This window comes from Variovorax sp. V35 (assembly GCF_041154465.1).
Lineage (GTDB): Bacteria > Pseudomonadota > Gammaproteobacteria > Burkholderiales > Burkholderiaceae_C > Variovorax > Variovorax boronicumulans.
On record NZ_AP028666.1, the window covers coordinates 1,290,969 to 1,305,360 of the forward strand.

At 66.6% G+C, this 14,392-nt stretch carries 17 protein-coding genes; 13 read left to right on the plus strand and 4 right to left on the minus strand.

Annotated elements, in window-relative coordinates:
- Window positions 1–2: 2 nt before the first annotated feature.
- The gene (locus ACAM42_RS05870; RefSeq protein ID WP_369631366.1) at window positions 3–917 is read right to left on the minus strand and encodes an amino acid ABC transporter substrate-binding protein; all 915 of its coding nucleotides are present in this window, start codon (window positions 915–917) and stop codon (window positions 3–5) included.
- A gap of 11 nt (window positions 918–928) precedes the next feature.
- A complete protein-coding gene (locus ACAM42_RS05875; RefSeq protein ID WP_062471672.1) occupies window positions 929–2,236 on the minus strand; it encodes a dicarboxylate/amino acid:cation symporter in 1,308 nt (435 codons plus the stop codon).
- A gap of 132 nt (window positions 2,237–2,368) precedes the next feature.
- Between ACAM42_RS05875 and ACAM42_RS05880 the strand changes: the two genes are divergently transcribed.
- The 9 genes from ACAM42_RS05880 to tatC all read left to right on the plus strand — a co-directional run bounded on the left by ACAM42_RS05880 (window position 2,369) and on the right by tatC (window position 7,285).
- Window positions 2,369–3,211: a D-hexose-6-phosphate mutarotase gene (locus ACAM42_RS05880; RefSeq protein WP_369631367.1), complete on the plus strand. Its 843-nt coding sequence runs from the start codon at window positions 2,369–2,371 to the stop codon at window positions 3,209–3,211.
- 22 nt (window positions 3,212–3,233) lie between these two features.
- The gene (gene hisF / locus ACAM42_RS05885; RefSeq protein WP_095743770.1) at window positions 3,234–4,019 is read left to right on the plus strand and encodes an imidazole glycerol phosphate synthase subunit HisF; all 786 of its coding nucleotides are present in this window, start codon (window positions 3,234–3,236) and stop codon (window positions 4,017–4,019) included.
- A 42-nt stretch (window positions 4,020–4,061) separates the two neighbouring features.
- Entirely contained in the window at window positions 4,062–4,451 is a 390-nt protein-coding gene (gene hisI, locus ACAM42_RS05890; protein ID WP_095743771.1) for a phosphoribosyl-AMP cyclohydrolase, read from the plus strand.
- Window positions 4,448–4,837: a phosphoribosyl-ATP diphosphatase gene (locus ACAM42_RS05895; protein ID WP_369631368.1), complete on the plus strand. Its 390-nt coding sequence runs from the start codon at window positions 4,448–4,450 to the stop codon at window positions 4,835–4,837. The genes hisI and ACAM42_RS05895 overlap by 4 nt, the downstream gene beginning before the upstream one ends.
- Window positions 4,838–4,862: 25 nt before the next feature.
- Complete coding sequence (locus ACAM42_RS05900; RefSeq protein WP_056572726.1) at window positions 4,863–5,252, plus strand: hypothetical protein; 390 nt, start codon at window positions 4,863–4,865, stop codon at window positions 5,250–5,252.
- On the plus strand, window positions 5,242–5,601 hold the full coding sequence (locus ACAM42_RS05905) for a histidine triad nucleotide-binding protein (RefSeq protein ID WP_062471658.1): 360 nt from the start codon (window positions 5,242–5,244) through the stop codon (window positions 5,599–5,601). Before ACAM42_RS05900 ends, ACAM42_RS05905 begins: the two co-directional genes overlap by 11 nt.
- A gap of 65 nt (window positions 5,602–5,666) precedes the next feature.
- Complete coding sequence (gene tatA, locus ACAM42_RS05910) at window positions 5,667–5,915, plus strand: Sec-independent protein translocase subunit TatA (protein ID WP_070059921.1); 249 nt, start codon at window positions 5,667–5,669, stop codon at window positions 5,913–5,915.
- 19 nt (window positions 5,916–5,934) lie between these two features.
- Window positions 5,935–6,396: a Sec-independent protein translocase protein TatB gene (gene tatB / locus ACAM42_RS05915; RefSeq protein WP_062471652.1), complete on the plus strand. Its 462-nt coding sequence runs from the start codon at window positions 5,935–5,937 to the stop codon at window positions 6,394–6,396.
- A gap of 73 nt (window positions 6,397–6,469) precedes the next feature.
- Window positions 6,470–7,285 carry a twin-arginine translocase subunit TatC gene (tatC, locus tag ACAM42_RS05920; protein ID WP_369631369.1) on the plus strand — a complete coding sequence of 272 codons (816 nt, stop codon included), beginning with the start codon at window positions 6,470–6,472 and terminating at the stop codon, window positions 7,283–7,285.
- 102 nt (window positions 7,286–7,387) lie between these two features.
- Here tatC and ACAM42_RS05925 read toward each other — a convergent pair whose 3' ends face one another.
- Window positions 7,388–8,548 carry a S1C family serine protease gene (locus ACAM42_RS05925; RefSeq protein ID WP_307584233.1) on the minus strand — a complete coding sequence of 387 codons (1,161 nt, stop codon included), beginning with the start codon at window positions 8,546–8,548 and terminating at the stop codon, window positions 7,388–7,390.
- A gap of 291 nt (window positions 8,549–8,839) precedes the next feature.
- Between ACAM42_RS05925 and ACAM42_RS05930 the strand changes: the two genes are divergently transcribed.
- From ACAM42_RS05930 to pdxA, 3 genes are read left to right on the plus strand one after another with little or no spacing between them, the layout of a single operon-like run.
- The gene (locus tag ACAM42_RS05930) at window positions 8,840–10,192 is read left to right on the plus strand and encodes an MFS transporter (RefSeq protein ID WP_062473643.1); all 1,353 of its coding nucleotides are present in this window, start codon (window positions 8,840–8,842) and stop codon (window positions 10,190–10,192) included.
- Window positions 10,189–10,962, plus strand: coding sequence for a Nif3-like dinuclear metal center hexameric protein (locus ACAM42_RS05935; RefSeq protein ID WP_070059915.1), 774 nt, complete (start codon window positions 10,189–10,191; stop codon window positions 10,960–10,962). The genes ACAM42_RS05930 and ACAM42_RS05935 overlap by 4 nt, the downstream gene beginning before the upstream one ends.
- Window positions 10,959–11,999 (plus strand): 4-hydroxythreonine-4-phosphate dehydrogenase PdxA, encoded by a 1,041-nt coding sequence (gene pdxA, locus ACAM42_RS05940; protein ID WP_369631370.1) that lies wholly within the window; start codon window positions 10,959–10,961, stop codon window positions 11,997–11,999. The genes ACAM42_RS05935 and pdxA overlap by 4 nt, the downstream gene beginning before the upstream one ends.
- 22 nt (window positions 12,000–12,021) lie before the next feature.
- On the opposite strand, the gene mscL is transcribed toward pdxA, so the two are convergent.
- Window positions 12,022–12,453 carry a large conductance mechanosensitive channel protein MscL gene (gene mscL, locus ACAM42_RS05945; RefSeq protein WP_369631371.1) on the minus strand — a complete coding sequence of 144 codons (432 nt, stop codon included), beginning with the start codon at window positions 12,451–12,453 and terminating at the stop codon, window positions 12,022–12,024.
- A gap of 755 nt (window positions 12,454–13,208) precedes the next feature.
- Between mscL and ACAM42_RS05950 the strand changes: the two genes are divergently transcribed.
- Complete coding sequence (locus ACAM42_RS05950; RefSeq protein ID WP_082818073.1) at window positions 13,209–14,282, plus strand: polysaccharide biosynthesis/export family protein; 1,074 nt, start codon at window positions 13,209–13,211, stop codon at window positions 14,280–14,282.
- Window positions 14,283–14,392: the final 110 nt, after the last annotated feature.

Consider the following 14,392-nt stretch of genomic DNA (forward strand, 5'->3'; position numbering starts at 1 on the left):
GCCTACTCGGCCTTCACCGCCATCGTCTGGATGATTGTTTCCAGCTGCGCGCTCATCGGCAGGTTGAGGCTCTCCCCCGAAGGCAGCTTGCGCATGAACCAGCGCTTGTACTGGCGGTGGATCTCGCCGTCTTCCGCCAGCACCTGGAAGGTGTCGACCACCACCTTGTTGAGCTGCGGGTCGCCCTTGCGGTACATGACCGCGTACGGGTCGTAGGAGAGAAAGTCGCCCACCACCTCGTACTGCGCCTTGGCGGCGTCGCGGGCGATCAGGCCGTAGAGCAGCACGTCGTCGGTGGCGAAGGCGTCGGCCTGGCCTTCCTTCAGGAGCGCGAACGACTCGGCATGGTCGCGCGCCACCTTCAGCTCGATGTTGAGCTTGAACTTCTGCGACAGGTCGCGCAGCGTCTTCTCGTTGGTGGTGCCGGCCGTCACCGCCACCTTCTTGCCGGCCAGGTCGCGGAACGACTGGATCGGCGCGCCCTTCTTCACCAGCACCTTGGTGCCCGAGACGAACATCGTCGGCGAGAAGGCCACGCGCTTCTGGCGCTCCAGGTTGCTGGTGGTGGAGCCGCACTCGAGGTCGACCTGGCCGCTGACGACCGCGTCGATGCGCGAGTCGGAGGTGACGGGCACCCACTTGATCGTGAGGCTCTTGTTGACCGTGTCCTCGATGGCCGTGACGAGCGCGCGGCACAGCTCGATGGAATAGCCGATCGGCTCCTTGCGCGCATTGAGGTACGAAAAGGGCACCGAGGCCTCGCGGTGGCCGATGGCGATGGTGCCGCTCTCGCGCACCTTGGCCAGCGTGCCGGTGAGGAGCTCCTGTGCCTGCGCGGGGCCGCCCGGCAAGGCCAGGGCCACGGCCGCCAGCAGCCATGCGGCGACGGCGGAGGGCAGCGTGGCGATGCGCGTCATGGCGTGGCGCCTCACGCGTGCGCCGGGTGGGCGAGGGTGGCGGCGGCTTCCTCGTCGAGCACCTTGGCGTTGGCCTCGGCATCGCTCTCGGACAGCAGCTCGCCCTCCCACTTGGCGACCACGGCCGTGGCGATGGAGTTGCCCACCGCGTTGGTGGCCGAGCGGCCCATGTCCAGGAAGGTGTCCACGCCCAGGATCAGCAGCAGGCCGGCCTCGGGAATGTCGAAGTGGTTCAGCGTGGCGGCGATCACCACCAGCGAGGCGCGCGGCACGCCGGCCATGCCCTTGGAGGTGAGCATCAGGATCAGCAGCATCGTGATCTGCGTGCTGATCGGCATGTGGATGTCGTAGGCCTGCGCGATGAACAGCACGGCAAAGGTGCAGTACATCATCGAGCCGTCGAGGTTGAACGAGTAGCCCATCGGCATCACGAAGCTGGAGATCTTGCGCTTCACGCCGAAACGGTCGAGCGCCTGCAGGATCTTCGGATACGCGGCTTCGGAGCTTGCGGTGGCGAACGACAGCAGGAACGCCTCCTTGATGAGCACCAGCAGCTTGAACACGCGCGGCCCCAGGAACAGCAGGCCGGCCATGATCAGCACGCCCCACAGCACGAACAGGCCCAGGTAGAAGTCGCGCATGAACACGGCGAACTTGATGAGAATGCCCAGCCCGTTCACGGCGACGGTGGCGGCCATGGCGGCCAGCACCGCCAGCGGCGCGAGCTTCATGACGTAGCCCGTGATCTTGAGCATGGCGTGCGACAGCTCCTCGATGGCGGCTACCAGCGTCTTGGCCTTGTCGCCGAGCGAGGCCAGGGCCACGCCGAAGAACATCGAGAACACCACGATCTGCAGGATCTCGTTGTTGGCCATCGCCTCCACGAACGACTTGGGCACCGTGTGGCTCACGAAGTCCTTGAAGGTGAACTTGTTGGTCGCCAGGTTGGCCGAGGCGCCGATGTCGGGCAGCGGCAGGCCCAGGTTCTCGCCGGGCTTGAGCAGGTTGGCCATGACCAGGCCGATCACCAGCGAGATCAGCGAGGCCGTGAGGAACCAGCCGATGGCCTTGCCGAACACGCGGCCCACCGACTTGGCGTCGCCCATGTGCGCGATGCCCACCACCAGCGTGGAGAACACCAGCGGGCCGATCAGCATCTTGATCAGGCGCAGGAAGACGTCGGAGACGATGGAGACGTAGTCCGCGATCTCCTTGGCGGCCTTCTTGTCGGGAAAGCTGGTGAAGATCATGTAACCGACGATGATGCCGAGCACCATGGCGATCAGGATCCAGGCGGCCATGGGCAGCTTTTTCTTCATGCGTATCCCCTTTGTCGTGTGAGAGTGGTTCTTTTCGAGTGCACGGGACCGACCCGGCACAGGGTATCCAAGAAAGGCGGATGCACGCAATGGCCCGCTGTCAGGATGCGGCGGCTGCCTACAATTCCTCACATGGATATCCGCTCGATCGAGTTTCGAGGCCAGCCGGCGTTGCACGCCGTGGCGGCCGATGGCAGCACGCTGACGGTGGCGCTGCATGGCGCCCAGGTGCTTTCCTGGGCCCCGGCCCGCGGTGGGGAGCGACTGTATCTGAGTCCGAAGGCCGTTTTTGACGGCCAAACTGCCATCCGCGGCGGCATTCCCCTGTGCTGCCCCCAGTTCAACCAGCGCGGCATGCTCCCCAAGCATGGCTTCATGCGCAATCTGCCTTGGATTCGGGAGGAATCGGGCGCGCCCGACACGCTGCGGCTGGTGCTGCGCGACAACGACGCCACCCGCCGGCTCTGGCCGCATGCGTTCGAGGCGCGGATGGACGCCACGCTCAGCGCCGGCCGGCTGCGCACCGCGCTCACCCTGACCAACACCGGCGACACCGGCGACGCGCCCTGGCCGTTTTCGGCCGCGCTGCACACCTACCTGCGCGTGGACGACATCGCCGCGGTGCGCCTCGAAGGCCTGCAGGGCGCCGCCCGCTGGGACGCGGTGCGCGACGTGCGCCAGACCGAAACCGCTGCCGCGCTGCAGTTCGACGCCGAGTTCGACAGCGTCTACACCGCCCCGGCGCAGCCGCTGCGGCTGGTGCAGCCCGACGGCACCCTCGAAATCACCCAGAGCGAAACCTGCACCGAAACCGTGGTCTGGAACCCCGGCGCCGCGCTCGGTGCGACACTCGCGGACATGCCCGCAGAGGGCTTCCGCCACATGCTCTGCGTCGAGGCGGCCCGCATCGACGAACCCGTCGTGCTGGCGCCCGGCGCCCAATGGCAGGGCTGGCAACAGCTTTGCGTTCTCTGATTTCTCCCTGGTTCACCACCCCATGCTTGCCAAACGCATCATTCCCTGCCTCGACGTCACCGGCGGCCGCGTCGTCAAGGGCGTCAACTTCCTCGAGCTGCGCGATGCCGGCGACCCGGTCGAGATCGCCGCGCGCTACAACGCGCAGGGCGCTGACGAGCTGACCTTTTTGGACATCACGGCCACCAGCGACGGCCGCGACCTGATCCTGCCGATCATCGAGGCGGTGGCCTCGCAGGTCTTCATTCCGCTGACCGTGGGCGGCGGCGTGCGCACCGTGGCCGACGTGCGCCGGCTGCTCAACGCGGGTGCCGACAAGACCAGCTTCAACTCGGCCGCCATCGCCGATCCGCAGGTGATCAGCGACGCGGCCCAGAAGTACGGCTCGCAGTGCATCGTGGTCGCCATCGACGCCAAGCGCCGCAGCCCCGAAGACGCCGCCACGCGCGGCGCGGGCTGGGACGTCTACAGCCACGGCGGGCGCAAGAACACCGGCCTGGACGTGGTGCAGTGGGCGACCGAGATGGCGCGCCGCGGCGCGGGCGAGATCCTGCTCACCAGCATGGACCGCGACGGCACCAAGAGCGGCTTCGACCTGGCCCTGACGCGCGCCGTGAGCGACGCGGTCAACGTGCCCGTGATCGCCTCGGGCGGCGTCGGCAGCCTCGACGACCTGGCCGACGGCATCCAGAAGGGCGGCGCCGACGCGGTGCTGGCCGCGAGCATCTTCCACTACGGCGAGCACACCGTGGGCGAGGCCAAGGCGCGCATGGCCGAGCGCGGGATTCCCGTGCGCATCGACGCCTGAGCGGGACCGGAAGGGTCTTTTCCTATCCTCGACAATATCCCCATGAATTGGCTCGATGAAGTGAAGTGGGACGCCAACGGCCTCGTGCCGGTGATCGCCCAGGAACAAGGCACGAACGACGTGCTCATGTTCGCGTGGATGAACCGCGAGGCGCTCGAAAAGACCGCCGAGCTGGGCCGCGCGGTGTATTTCAGCCGCTCGCGCAGCAAGCTGTGGTTCAAGGGCGAGGAGTCGGGCCACGTGCAGACCGTGCACGAGATCCGCCTCGACTGCGACAACGACGTGGTGCTGCTCAAGGTGACCCAGCTCGGCCACGAGCCCGGCATCGCCTGCCACACCGGCCGCCACAGCTGCTTCTTCAGCAAGTACGAAAAGGGCCAGTGGACCGTGGTCGAACCGGTCTTGAAAGACCCGGAGTCGATCTACAAATGACCGCCACAGTGAACGATTCGAACACCTCCGACGCGCTCGCCCGCCTGGCTGCGGTGCTCGAGAGCCGCCTGCCCGGGAACGGCGGCGACCCCGAGAAGAGCTACGTCGCCCGGCTGCTGCACAAGGGCCCCGACGCCTTCCTCAAGAAGATCGGCGAGGAAGCCACCGAGGTCGTGATGGCCGCGAAAGACGCCGACCACGGCGGCGACCGCTCGAAAATAGTGAACGAAGTGGCCGACCTGTGGTTCCACACCATGGTGGCGCTGGCCCACTACGGTTTCTCGCCGGCCGACGTGGTCGCGGAGCTCGAGCGCCGCGAAGGCACCAGCGGCATCGAGGAAAAAGCCCTGCGCAAGGTGCAGGCCCGCGAAGCTTCCAACGACTGACTGATCGATTGAAAGGGCATCGACCATGGCCAATGACATCGTGAACGTGGAACCCGACGACTCCCTCAAGACCTGGGGCTGGGTCAGCTACGTGCTGCACCTGATCGTGGCCATCGGCGCGGTCGTGCCGGGCGCGCAGGCCTCCGTGCTGCTGCTGCTCATCGCCTTGCTGATCGATTTCGTGAAGCGCGACGACGCGGCCGGCACCTGGCAGGCCTCGCACTTCAGCTGGCGCATCCGCTCGGTGCTGTGGGCCGGCCTGCTGTACATCGTCACCTCGTGGCTCTGGCTGCTGCTGTTCGTGCCGGGCTGGATCGCCTGGAGCCTGATTTCGCTGTGGTTCCTCTACCGGATCGTGAAGGGCATGATCCGGATGAACGACGGCCGTCCCATGGAACCCAAAGATGTCATCTGATCCGAACTGCGTCTTTTGCAAAATCATCGAAGGCAAGATCCCGTCGCGCAAGGTCTACGAAGACGACGACCTGTTCGGTTTCCACGACATCGCCCCCTGGGCGCCCGTGCATTTCATGCTGGTGCCCAAGAAGCACATCGCCTCGATGGCCCAGCTCACGCCCGAAGATTCCGCGCTCATGGGCAAGATCATGACCCTGGCCCCCCAGCTGGCGCTGGAGCAGGGCTGCAGGCCCTATCCGGACGGCGGCTACCGGGTCGTCGTGAACACCGGCGCCGAAGGCGGGCAGGAGGTTCACCATCTCCATGTGCACGTCATGGGCGGCCCTCGCCCCTGGCTTCGCGGCTGAGCAGGGTTAAGCCAAACTGTCACATTCCCCCCGACTAAAATCGGACACATTCTTAGGAGTTCTCCATGGGTTCTTTTTCCATCTGGCACTGGCTGATCGTGCTGCTCGTCGTGGTCATGATCTTCGGCACCAAGAAGCTGCGGAACATGGGTTCGGATCTCGGTGGCGCCGTCAAGGGTTTCAAGGACGGCATGAAGGACGGCTCGGCCTCCCCCGACGCCTCCGCTGCACCGGCCCCCACGCAGCAAGTGACCGGCCAGCCGGCCAACAGCGACAAGTCGACGATCGACGTCGAAGCGCGCCAGAAGTCCTGAGCACCGCAGGCACACATCCGTGATCGACCTCGGCATTGAGAAGCTGGCGCTCATCGGCGTCGTGGCGCTGATCGTGATCGGGCCGGAGAAGCTGCCGCGCGTTGCACGCACGGTGGGCGCCCTGCTCGGCAAGGCACAGCGCTACGTGAACGACGTCAAGGCCGAAGTCAACCGTTCGATGGAGCTCGACGAGCTCCGCAAGATGAAGACCACGGTCGAGGACGCGGCGCGCGACGTGGAGCACAGCATCCACACCGGCGCCAGCGAGTTCGAGAAGCAGTTTTCCGGCGCGTCCGGCGACACCCTGTCGGCACTGGCCGAGCCCGAGCAGGCGGTGCCCGAATACAGGCACCCCCGCAAGAACTGGCGCCTGAAGCAGGGCGCCACGCCGAACTGGTACAAGGCGCGTAACGGCGTGCGTACCAAGGCGCTGTCGGGCGCGGCGCGGGTCGCCCGCTTCCGCCCCCACAAGATCAACTGACGCACGCGCACGCCCCGCGGCGTTCCCGGGCGCCCCGTGCGCCTGTGTCTTCTCCCACGCTTTCTCCTCTCCCATGGCCGATTCCGACAACAAGAACAAAGAAGACGAGCTGGCGGGCACCGAGCAGCCGTTCGTGCAGCACCTGGTCGAGCTTCGGGACCGGCTGCTGTACTGCGTCTATGGCCTCGTGGTCGCGGGCATCCTGCTGGCGATCTGGCCCGGTCCGAGCGGGCTCATGGACATCATCGCCATGCCGATCCGCGCGCACATGCCGCCGGACGCCAAGCTGATCGCCATCGGCGTGTTCTCGCCGTTCTTCGTGCCGCTCAAGGTGCTGATGATGGCGGCCGTGCTGCTGGCGCTGCCCTGGCTCATGTACCAGGCCTGGATGTTCGTCGCGCCGGGCTTGTACAGCCACGAGAAGCGCTTCGCCTTGCCGCTGATCTTCTTCGGCAGCGTGCTGGCCTACGGCGGCATCGCCTTCGTGCAGCTGTTCGTGCTGGACAAGATGTTCGGCTTCATCCAGAAGTTCACGCCTGCGGCGGTGGCGGCCACGCCCGACATCTCGTCGTACGTGGAGGCCATCCTGTCGCTGTACATCGCCTTCGGCGTGGCCTTCCAGGTGCCGATCGTGGTGATGCTGCTGGTGCGCTTCGAGATGGTCACCATCGAGAAGCTGCGCTCGTTCCGCGGCTACTTCATCGTGATCGCCTTCGTGGTGGCCGCGGTGCTCACGCCGCCCGACGTGGTCTCGCAGCTCGCGCTGGCGGTGCCGATGTGCCTGCTGTACGAGGTGGGCATCATCGGGGCGCGTTATTTCGCAGGTGCTGGCAAGGCGCCCGAGGGCGAGGAAGAGAGCGCAGGGTCGGGGTCTTCCGGCAGTTCCTGATCCCCGGATCGATCGGCTCCTGCCCCCCCAAAACAAAAGCGGCCCGAGGGCCGCTTTTTTGTTGCTGTCCGATCTGCGGCCGGAGCCGCTGTCGTTTCCCGCCTATTCGTTGTTGGGCAACTGCTGCCGGATCGGGCTCTTCGGCCGCAGCCCCGGCGTCACGTCCAGTTCCATCTTGTCGGTGCCGCGCTGCAGCGCGAAGCGCGCCGTGTCGCCCGGCTTGAGGCCGGCCACGGCGGTCAGCAGGGCCTGCACGCTGTCGGTCTTCTTCTCGCCCACCGAGGTGATCACGTCGCCCGGGCGGATGCCGGCCTTGGCGGCGGGGCCGTTCTGCAGCACGCCGGTGATGATCACGCCGGCGTCGGCCTTCACGCCGAAGGTCTCGGCCAGTTCGGGCGACAGGTCGCTCGGCTCGACGCCGATCCAGCCGCGGCGCACCTGGCCTTCCTTCACGATGCCCTCGAGCACGATCTTGGCCATCGACACCGGAATGGCGAAGCCGATGCCCATGCTCCCACCCGAGCGCGAGTAGATGGCGGTGTTGATGCCCTGCAGGTTGCCGTTGACGTCGATCAGCGCGCCGCCCGAGTTGCCGGGGTTGATGGCTGCATCGGTCTGGATGAAGTTCTCGAACTGGTTGATGCCCAGCTGGTTGCGGCCCAGCGCCGAGACGATGCCGCTGGTCACGGTCTGGCCCACGCCGAAGGGGTTGCCGATGGCCAGCACCTGGTCGCCCACCAGCAGCTCGTCGGAGTTGCCCAGCACGATCACCGGCAGCTTGTCGAGCTCGATCTTGAGCACGGCCAGGTCGGTGTCGGGGTCGGTGCCGATCACCTTGCCGCGCGCGTGGCGGCTGTCGTTCAGGGTGACCTCGATTTCGTCGGCGCCCTCGACCACGTGGTTGTTGGTGAGGATGTAGCCGTCGGTGCTCACGATGACGCCGCTGCCCAGGCCCACCTGCGGCTGGTCGGCCTGGTCGCCGAAGAAGAAGCGGAACCACGGGTCGTTGCTGCGCGGGTGGCGCTGCGCGGCCTTGCTGGTGTTGATGCTCACGACTGCCGGCGAGGCCTTCTTGGCCGCCGCGCTCAGGCTGCCCGCGGCGGGCACGGCCGGCGCGCCGCTGGGCGCTTCGACGATCGACACCACGCCGCCCAGCGAGGTCGAGCGCTTATTGATCCACTCGGGCTTGAGCGTCGCGACGACGAAATAGGCCGCCAGCAGGACGGTCACGGCTTGGGCAAAGAGCAGCCAGGTGCGTTTCATGAAAGCTTGAAGAAAGAGCGTTGGAAAAGCGCTGAAAGACGGCGCCGGTTGCAATTGTCCCTCAACCGGCCTGGCGCCATAGACCGCGCGGCAGGGTCGAGATTGCGCGGCCTGCGGGGCGTGAATACGGGCTAACCCTTAGTATCGGCAAGCGATCCGACCCGGATCGCCCCCTCAGGCCTTCCGCGCCGCCCACCCGGCGGACGCGGCCAGGCGATCCCTTCGTCGGCGTGCCACGCTCTGCCCCTATCCGGTTCAAGGCAGGCGAGCGGCCACGATACCCCTGCTGCCATGACCTCAGAAGCTACCTACACGGACGGCGCCACGCCCGCTCCGGCGCGCACGCTCGATGCGCGCGACTACAAGACCCTGGCCCTGTCCGCCCTCGGCGGCACGCTCGAGTTCTACGACTTCGTCATCTACGTCTTCTTCGCGACCGTGCTGGGCGCGCTGTTCTTCCCCGCCGACATGCCCGACTGGCTGCGCCAGCTGCAGACCTTCGGCATCTTCGCGGCGGGCTACCTCGCGCGGCCCGTGGGCGGCATCGTCATCGCGCACTTCGGCGACCTGCTGGGGCGCAAGCGCATGTTCACGCTGTCGATCTTCCTGATGGCGGCGCCCACGCTGGTGATCGGCCTCTTGCCCACCTACGCGAGCATCGGCGTCGCGGCGCCCCTGCTGCTGCTGGCGATGCGCGTGCTGCAGGGCGCGGCCATCGGCGGCGAAATGCCCGGCGCCTGGGTGTTCGTCGGCGAGCACGTGCCGGCCAAGCGCTACGGTTTCGGCATCGGCACGCTGACCTCGGGCATCACCGGCGGCATCCTGCTGGGCTCGCTGGTGGCCGTGGCCATCAACCGCCACTACTCGCCGGAGCAGGTGAATGACTTCGCCTGGCGCATTCCCTTCATCCTGGGCGGCGTGTTCGGGCTGTTCTCGGTCTACCTGCGCCGCTTCCTGCACGAGACGCCGGTCTTCAAGGAGCTGGCCGGCCGCAAGACGGTCGCTCGCGAGCTGCCGCTGCGCACCGTGCTGCGCGAGCACCGCCTGGCGAGCGTGTACGTGGGGCTGCAGACCTGGGTGCTGTCGGCCGCCATTGTCGTGGTGGTGCTGTACACGCCCACCTACCTGCAGAAGGTGCACCACATCCCAGCGGCGCTGGCGCTCGAGGCCAACGCGCTCGCCACGCTGACCCTGACCATCGGCTGCGTGATCGTTGGCTGGGCCAGCGACCGCATCGGCACGCGCGCCGTGATGCTCATCGGCTGGGGCGGCCTCTTTGCCACCGCCTACCTGTTCTACACCGGGCTGCCCGGCACGCCGGCCACGCTGTTCTGGCACTACGGGCTGGTGGGTCTGTTCGTGGGCACCATCGCCACGGTGCCGATCGCGGGCGTGCGGGCGTTTCCGGCGCCGGTGCGCTTCACGGGGCTTTCTTTCGCCTACAACATGTCTTATGCCGTCTTCGGCGGCCTGACGCCGGTGATCCTCACGCTCTGGCTGCAGCACGACCCCATGGCGCCGGCGCACTATGTCGCCGCGCTGGCGGCGCTGGGCTTCCTGCTGGCCCTGTGGCCCCTGGCCGCACGCGGCCACCCGATGCGCGATGGCGCGCCGGCCGCAGGGAGCGCGACAATGTCGCGATGAGCACCACACGCCACGAACTGCTTCACGCATTCGACCTGCTGCTGGCCCCCGGGCGCTTCAAGGATTACGGACCCAACGGCCTGCAGGTCGAAGGGCGCACCGTGGTCCGCAAGATCGTCTCGGGCGTGACCGCCAGCCGCGCGCTGATCGAGGCCGCGATCCACGCCGAGGCCGATGCCATCTTCGTCCACCACGGCCTGTTCTGGCGCGGCCAAGACGGCTGCGTCACCGGCTGGATGAAGCAGCGCCTGGGCCTGCTGCTGGGCGACGACGTCAACCTCTTCGCCTACCACCTGCCGCTCGACGCGCACCCCGAACTGGGCAACAACGCGCAGCTCGGTCTGCAGCTGGGGCTCGTGGCGCACCCGGGGTCGGCCGGGCGCTTCGGCGAACAGGAGCTGGGCTTCCTGGGCGCGCGCGAGAACGGCGAGAACTTTGCCAGCGCCAAGGCCCTGGCGACCCATGTCGAGAAGGTGCTGAAACGGCCCGTCACGCTGGTCGACACGGCCCACCGCCCGATCAAGAACGTCGCGTGGTGCACGGGCGGCGCCCAGGGCTACTTCGAGGCCGCCATTGCGGCCGGCGCCGACGCCTTCATCACCGGCGAGATTTCCGAGCCGCAGGCGCACTACGCCCGCGAGCTGGGCGTGGCCTTCCTGGCCTGCGGCCACCACGCCACCGAGCGCTACGGCGCGCAGGCCGTGGCCGCCCATGTGGCGGCCCAGCTCGGGCTGAAGCACGAATTCATCGACATCGACAACCCCGCATGAAGGCGCCGATCGCGATCACGCTCGGCGACCCGGCCGGCATCGGCCCCGAGATCATTGTTAAGGCCTTCCGCGACGCGCCTGACGCCGTGCGCGGTGCGTTCGTGGCCGGCGACGTCGGCACGCTGCGCGGTGCCTCGCAGGCGCTCGCGGCGCCGGGGCGGCTGGGGTGGCCTGTCGTGGAGATCGCCAGCGTCGCTGAAACGGCCACCGTGCCGCCGGGGTGCATCCCGGTGCTGCAGGTGATCGCGCCGCCGGAAGGCATCGTGCAGGGGCGTATCAGCGCCGAAGCCGGTCGAGCCGCCGGCGACTGCGTGGTGTGGGCCGCGCGCGCCGCGTTGCGCGGCGAGATCTCGGCCCTCGTCACCGCGCCGCTGCACAAGGAAGCGCTGGCCGCGGCCGGCTTTCCATACCCCGGCCATACCGAGCTACTGCAAGCCGAGGCCGCCGCCCATCTGGGCCGCACCGTGGCTGACGTGCCCGTGCGCATGATGCTGGCCAACGACGAACTGCGCACTGTGCTCGTGAGCATCCACATGTCGCTGCGCGACGCCATCGAGGCCGTGCGCTTCGACGGCGTGCTGGACACGCTGCGCATCACCCATCGCGCCTTGACCCACGCCCTCGGGCGGCCGCCGCGCATCGGCGTGGCCGGGCTCAACCCGCACGCGGGCGAGGGCGGCCTGTTCGGTTCGGAAGAGCGCACCGTCATCGCGCCGGCCATCGAAGCCGCACGCGCCGAGGGCATCGATGCCCAGGGGCCTCATGCACCCGACACCGTCTTCATGCGCGCGCGCGCCAAGGCCGGCGTGCCGTCCAGCGGCGAGTTCGACGTGGTGATCGCGATGTACCACGACCAGGGCCTGATCCCGGTCAAGTACCTCGGGGTGGAGAAGGGCGTGAACGTGACGCTCGGGCTGCCGCTGGTGCGCACCAGCCCGGATCACGGCACCGCGTTCGACATCGCGGGCCAGGGCGTGGCCGATGCGTCGAGCCTCGTCGAGGCGCTGCGCATGGCGCGAACGCTGGCCGGCGCCTGAGCGCGCGGCCGGAAAGAAAAGCTCAGGGGCGCTTCAGGCTGTCGCGGATCTCGCGCAGCAGCGTGATGTCTTCCGGCGTGTCGGCCGGCGCTGCCGGGGCGGCCTCTTCGGTCTTGCGCAGCTTGTTGATCTGCTTGACCATGATGAAGATGATGAAGGCGAGGATCACGAAATTGACAGCAATCGTGATGAAGTTGCCATACGCCAGCACCGGCACGCCGGCCTTCTTCAGCTCCGCCAGCGTGTTCGTCACGCCCGGCGGCACCGTGCCCAGGATCACGTAGAGGTTCGAGAAGTCGAGCTTCCCGAACACCATGCCCACGAGCGGCATGATGATGTCGGCCACGAGCGAGTCGACGATCTTGCCGAACGCTGCCCCGATGATCACGCCGACGGCGAGGTCGATGACGTTGCCCTTGACGGCAAACTCCTTGAATTCGCTGAGGATGCTCATGATTCAGAAAGGGTGCTGAAGACCTGCTGTTGAAAGGGGTGCCAGTATGCCTCCGGAAGCGGGAGGGCAAGACGGCGGCGCGGCGGGTGATGCTGGACTGCAACTGAGGCATGACCGCTGGCGGCTCTTACCTGGAACGGACGGAGGGTACCCAGTCTCCGTAGCCAAACCTTGCCGACTACGCTTTGGAACGTCTTGTTTCCAATTTCGCGGGATGGGTAGAACCAGTCGGATACGCCGTGTTTTGCTCTCGAAAAGAAGGCAAAACGGCGCCGTACGAGCATTCCGGAAGCATCCTGGAACGCAGGCAAAGCCCCATTGACAGTGCACTGCACTGGTACGATGAGAGGGGAGCAGTGGGGAGCGGCCGCGCGAAATCGACCTTCAAGACTTCTGTCTGTCGGAGCGCATTCGCCCTGGGTGCACCAGATTCTTGCGTGACCCCGCGATGAATTCTGCACCTTTGTTGCCTGAATTTGCCAGTTTCAGCGCGACTTTAGCTGTTCAAATTTTTACATAAATGGTGCCGCGTAGTGGCGGCGATCACAAGTGTTTGAAAAAGAAGCGCGATACAAGAGAGCGGATGTGCGAGCCTCGCATGCCTTCGGGAATTGCCGTTCTTTCGCCGCTTCGTTGTTGATACGACTGACTGACTGACTTTCAAGGGACCTGAATTGAGAAGAGATGCGAAAGCCCTCGCGTGGGTAGCGCTTGCCGGCGCGGTATTGCTCCAGGGCTGTGCCGTGGTGCCCGGCATGGGTTCGGTGGAGCCTTACGAAGCAGGCGGCGAGTTGCCGTCGCAGTTCCGCTACCTTCCCGATGAGGCGCCTGAAGGCGAAATCACCCCGATCTCGCTGGCGTTGGTGCGTACGCTGGCGGAGGTGTCGCCCAAGGGGGTGCCGCCTGAGGTGCAGGCGTTGTTTGGCAAAGGGGCGCGCTACACCATCGGGTCGGGCGACGTTGTGGGCGTGATCGTTTACGACCATCCAGAGCTGCTGCCCAATGCGGGTGCTGTGATTTCACAGTCGGCCGACCCGACTGGTGTGCAGGTGGCGCCAGGCTTCATCGTCGATGCGGATGGTGAGATTGCCTTTCCCTACATCGGTCGCGTGCGCGTGGCAGGCTTGAGCGAAGGCGACGCTTCCGACCTGATCGGCAAGCTGTTGCGGCCGCATGTTCGCGACCCGCAGGTGACGGTGCGTATCCAGTCCTTCAGAAGCCGCCGCGCTTATGTGGAAGGCGAAGTGCGCGTTCCGGGGTCTCAGATCTTCACTGATGTGCCCATGACGCTGAACGAGGCAATCAACCGTGCCGGTGGCATGACGGCCAATGCCAATCGCGCTGCCGTCACGCTCATTCGCGATGGCCGCTCAGTCCCGATCGACATGACCCGGCTGCGTGAGGCGGGCTACGACGGGAACAACATCCCCCTGAAGAACGGCGATACCGTTCGTGTGGCGCACCGGGAAGACTCCAAGGTCTTCGTGATGGGCGAAATCATGGCGCCTGTTGCCTTGTCCATGCGCAGCAATGGCCGTTTGAGCTTGAGCGAGGCCCTGGGCGAGGCGGGTGGTCCGATGACGACCACCTCCAATGCCGGTCAGATCTACGTGATTCGCCAAGGCGCGACCGGCGCGCCGGCCATCTTCCACCTGAACGCCAAGAACCCAGCGACGATGGCACTGGCAAGTCAGTTTCGGCTGCAGTCGCAGGACGTTGTGTATGTCGACCCCGTGCCGCTGGTCAAGTGGAACCGCGTGGTTAGCTTGATCCTGCCGTCTGCGCAAGTGGTCAACAACGCCAGCGAGGTTTACGTCAGGCATCGCTAGCCAAGCCTGGCCCCAGACCAAGTTCTCGAGGTTCGCGTCACGGGCCTCCTTACTTTTGAAGTCAGCGGCCGTGAATGCGGTGTGGCGGCATGGCTCTTGACTGAGTCTGT

Bases quoted from the DNA above. Each gene is read 5' to 3' on its own strand.
- ACAM42_RS05870 (WP_369631366.1), bottom strand. From the start codon at position 917: ATGACGCGCATCGCCACGCTGCCCTCCGCCGTCGCCGCATGGCTGCTG.
- ACAM42_RS05875 (WP_062471672.1), bottom strand. From the start codon at position 2,236: ATGAAGAAAAAGCTGCCCATGGCCGCCTGGATCCTGATCGCCATGGTG.
- ACAM42_RS05880 (WP_369631367.1), top strand. From the start codon at position 2,369: ATGGATATCCGCTCGATCGAGTTTCGAGGCCAGCCGGCGTTGCACGCC.
- hisF (WP_095743770.1), top strand. From the start codon at position 3,234: ATGCTTGCCAAACGCATCATTCCCTGCCTCGACGTCACCGGCGGCCGC.
- hisI (WP_095743771.1), top strand. From the start codon at position 4,062: ATGAATTGGCTCGATGAAGTGAAGTGGGACGCCAACGGCCTCGTGCCG.
- ACAM42_RS05895 (WP_369631368.1), top strand. From the start codon at position 4,448: ATGACCGCCACAGTGAACGATTCGAACACCTCCGACGCGCTCGCCCGC.
- ACAM42_RS05900 (WP_056572726.1), top strand. From the start codon at position 4,863: ATGGCCAATGACATCGTGAACGTGGAACCCGACGACTCCCTCAAGACC.
- ACAM42_RS05905 (WP_062471658.1), top strand. From the start codon at position 5,242: ATGTCATCTGATCCGAACTGCGTCTTTTGCAAAATCATCGAAGGCAAG.
- tatA (WP_070059921.1), top strand. From the start codon at position 5,667: ATGGGTTCTTTTTCCATCTGGCACTGGCTGATCGTGCTGCTCGTCGTG.
- tatC (WP_369631369.1), top strand. From the start codon at position 6,470: ATGGCCGATTCCGACAACAAGAACAAAGAAGACGAGCTGGCGGGCACC.
- ACAM42_RS05925 (WP_307584233.1), bottom strand. From the start codon at position 8,548: ATGAAACGCACCTGGCTGCTCTTTGCCCAAGCCGTGACCGTCCTGCTG.
- ACAM42_RS05930 (WP_062473643.1), top strand. From the start codon at position 8,840: ATGACCTCAGAAGCTACCTACACGGACGGCGCCACGCCCGCTCCGGCG.
- ACAM42_RS05935 (WP_070059915.1), top strand. From the start codon at position 10,189: ATGAGCACCACACGCCACGAACTGCTTCACGCATTCGACCTGCTGCTG.
- pdxA (WP_369631370.1), top strand. From the start codon at position 10,959: ATGAAGGCGCCGATCGCGATCACGCTCGGCGACCCGGCCGGCATCGGC.
- mscL (WP_369631371.1), bottom strand. From the start codon at position 12,453: ATGAGCATCCTCAGCGAATTCAAGGAGTTTGCCGTCAAGGGCAACGTC.
- ACAM42_RS05950 (WP_082818073.1), top strand. From the start codon at position 13,209: ATGGGTTCGGTGGAGCCTTACGAAGCAGGCGGCGAGTTGCCGTCGCAG.